Source organism: Sporosarcina sp. Y838 (genome assembly GCF_056786515.1).
Window position 1 is genome coordinate 1 of sequence record NZ_JBXCJD010000040.1, and the last position, 2,944, is coordinate 2,944.

Annotated in this window: 1 rRNA gene; it reads left to right on the top strand. The window is 52.9% G+C overall.

The features are described 5' to 3' along the window. Positions 1 to 13: 13 nt before the first annotated feature. Positions 14 to 2,944 (top strand): 23S ribosomal RNA (locus AC1TO4_RS19700).

Below are 2,944 nucleotides of genomic sequence, written 5' to 3' on the forward strand. Positions count from 1 at the left end.
TCAAAAACCGAAAGGTTAAGTTAGAAAGGGCGCATGGCGGATGCCTTGGCACTAGGAGCCTAAGAAGGACGGCACTAACACCGATATGCTCCGGGGAGCTGTAAGTAAGCTTTGATCCGGAGATTTCCGAATGGGGAAACCCACTGTCCATAATGGGACAGTACGTTTACGTGAATACATAGCGTAAACGAGGCACACCCGGAGAACTGAAACATCTAAGTATCCGGAGGAAGAGAAAGAAAAATCGATTCCCTGAGTAGCGGCGAGCGAAACGGGAAGAGCCCAAACCAGGAAGCTTGCTTCCTGGGGTTGTAGGACACTCTATACGGAGTTACAAAGGAATGGATTAGACGAAGCGACCTGGAAAGGTCCGCCGCAGCGGGTAAAAGCCCCGTAGTCGAAAGTCCATTCTCTCCAGAGTGTATCCTGAGTACGGCGGAACACGTGAAATTCCGTCGGAATCCGGGAGGACCATCTCCCAAGGCTAAATACTCCCTAGTGACCGATAGTGAACCAGTACCGTGAGGGAAAGGTGAAAAGCACCCCGGAAGGGGAGTGAAATAGATCCTGAAACCATGTGCCTACAAGTTGTCAGAGCCCGTTAATGGGTGATGGCGTGCCTTTTGTAGAATGAACCGGCGAGTTACGATTCCATGCAAGGTTAAGCAGTGAATGCGGAGCCGCAGCGAAAGCGAGTCTGAATAGGGCGTCAGAGTATGGGGTCGTAGACCCGAAACCAGGTGATCTACCCATGTCCAGGGTGAAGGTAAGGTAACACTTACTGGAGGCCCGAACCCACGTACGTTGAAAAGTGCGGGGATGAGGTGTGGGTAGCGGTGAAATTCCAATCGAACCTGGAGATAGCTGGTTCTCTCCGAAATAGCTTTAGGGCTAGCCTCAAACTTAAGAATCTCGGAGGTAGAGCACTGTTTGGACTAGGGGCCCATCCCGGGTTACCGAATTCAGACAAACTCCGAATGCCGATGATTTATGTTTGGGAGTCAGACTGTGGGTGATAAGATCCATAGTCGAGAGGGAAACAGCCCAGACCACCAGTTAAGGTCCCCAAGTATTCGTTAAGTGGAAAAGGATGTGGCGTTGCCCAGACAACCAGGATGTTGGCTTAGAAGCAGCCATCATTTAAAGAGTGCGTAATAGCTCACTGGTCGAGTGGCGCTGCGCCGAAAATGTACCGGGGCTAAACGAATCACCGAAACTGTGGATTGACATCTTTGATGTCAGTGGTAGGAGAGCGTTCCAAGGGCGTCGAAGCTAGACCGTAAGGACTGGTGGAGCGCTTGGAAGTGAGAATGCCGGTATGAGTAGCGAAAGAAGGGTGAGAATCCCTTCCACCGAATGCCCAAGGTTTCCTGAGGAAGGCTCGTCCGCTCAGGGTTAGTCAGGACCTAAGTTGAGGCCGAAAGGCGTAGACGATGGACAACAGGTTGATATTCCTGTACCACCTCCCCGCCGTTTGAGCAATGGGGTGACGCAGTAGGATAGGGTGAGCGCGCTGTTGGTTATGCGCGTCTAAGCAGTGAGGTGTGGAATGAGGCAAATCCCATTCCTATAACATTGAGCTGTGATAGCAAGGGGATTTATCCCTGAGTCCCTGATTTCACGCTGCCAAGAAAAGCCTCTAGCGAGGCGGGAGGTGCCTGTACCGCAAACCGACACAGGTAGGCGAGGAGAGAATCCTAAGGTGATCGAGAGAACTCTCGTTAAGGAACTCGGCAAAATGACCCCGTAACTTCGGGAGAAGGGGTGCTCTGGTAGGGTGTTAAAGCCCGAGAGAGCCGCAGTGAATAGGCCCAGGCGACTGTTTAGCAAAAACACAGGTCTCTGCAAAACCGCAAGGTGAAGTATAGGGGCTGACGCCTGCCCGGTGCTGGAAGGTTAAGAGGAGAGGTCAGCGCAAGCGAAGCTTCGAATTGAAGCCCCAGTAAACGGCGGCCGTAACTATAACGGTCCTAAGGTAGCGAAATTCCTTGTCGGGTAAGTTCCGACCCGCACGAAAGGCGTAACGATCTGGGCACTGTCTCAACGAGAGACTCGGTGAAATTATAATACCTGTGAAGATGCAGGTTACCCGCGACAGGACGGAAAGACCCCGTGGAGCTTTACTGTAACCTGATATTGAATTCCGGTGCAGCCTGTACAGGATAGGTAGGAGCCTTGGACTCCGGAGCGCTAGCTTCGGATGAGGCGTTGGTGGGATACTACCCTGGCTGTATTGGACTTCTAACCCATGCCCCTTATCGGGGCAGGAGACAGTGTCAGGCGGGCAGTTTGACTGGGGCGGTCGCCTCCTAAAGAGTAACGGAGGCGCCCAAAGGTTCCCTCAGAATGGTTGGACATCATTCGTAGAGTGCAAAGGCATAAGGGAGCTTGACTGCGAGACCTACAAGTCGAGCAGGGTCGAAAGACGGGCTTAGTGATCCGGTGGTTCCGCATGGAAGGGCCATCGCTCAACGGATAAAAGCTACCCCGGGGATAACAGGCTTATCTCCCCCAAGAGTCCACATCGACGGGGAGGTTTGGCACCTCGATGTCGGCTCATCGCATCCTGGGGCTGTAGTCGGTCCCAAGGGTTGGGCTGTTCGCCCATTAAAGCGGTACGCGAGCTGGGTTCAGAACGTCGTGAGACAGTTCGGTCCCTATCCGTCGCGGGCGCAGGAAATTTGAGAGGAGCTGTCCTTAGTACGAGAGGACCGGGATGGACATACCTCTGGTGTACCAGTTGTCTTGCCAAAGGCATCGCTGGGTAGCTATGTATGGACGGGATAAATGCTGAAAGCATCTAAGCATGAAGCCCCCCTCGAGATGAGATTTCCCATTACGCAAGTAAGTAAGATCCCTCAAAGAAGATGAGGTTGATAGGTCTGGGGTGGAAGCACGGCGACGTGTGGAGCTGACGGATACTAATCGATCGAGGACTTAACCA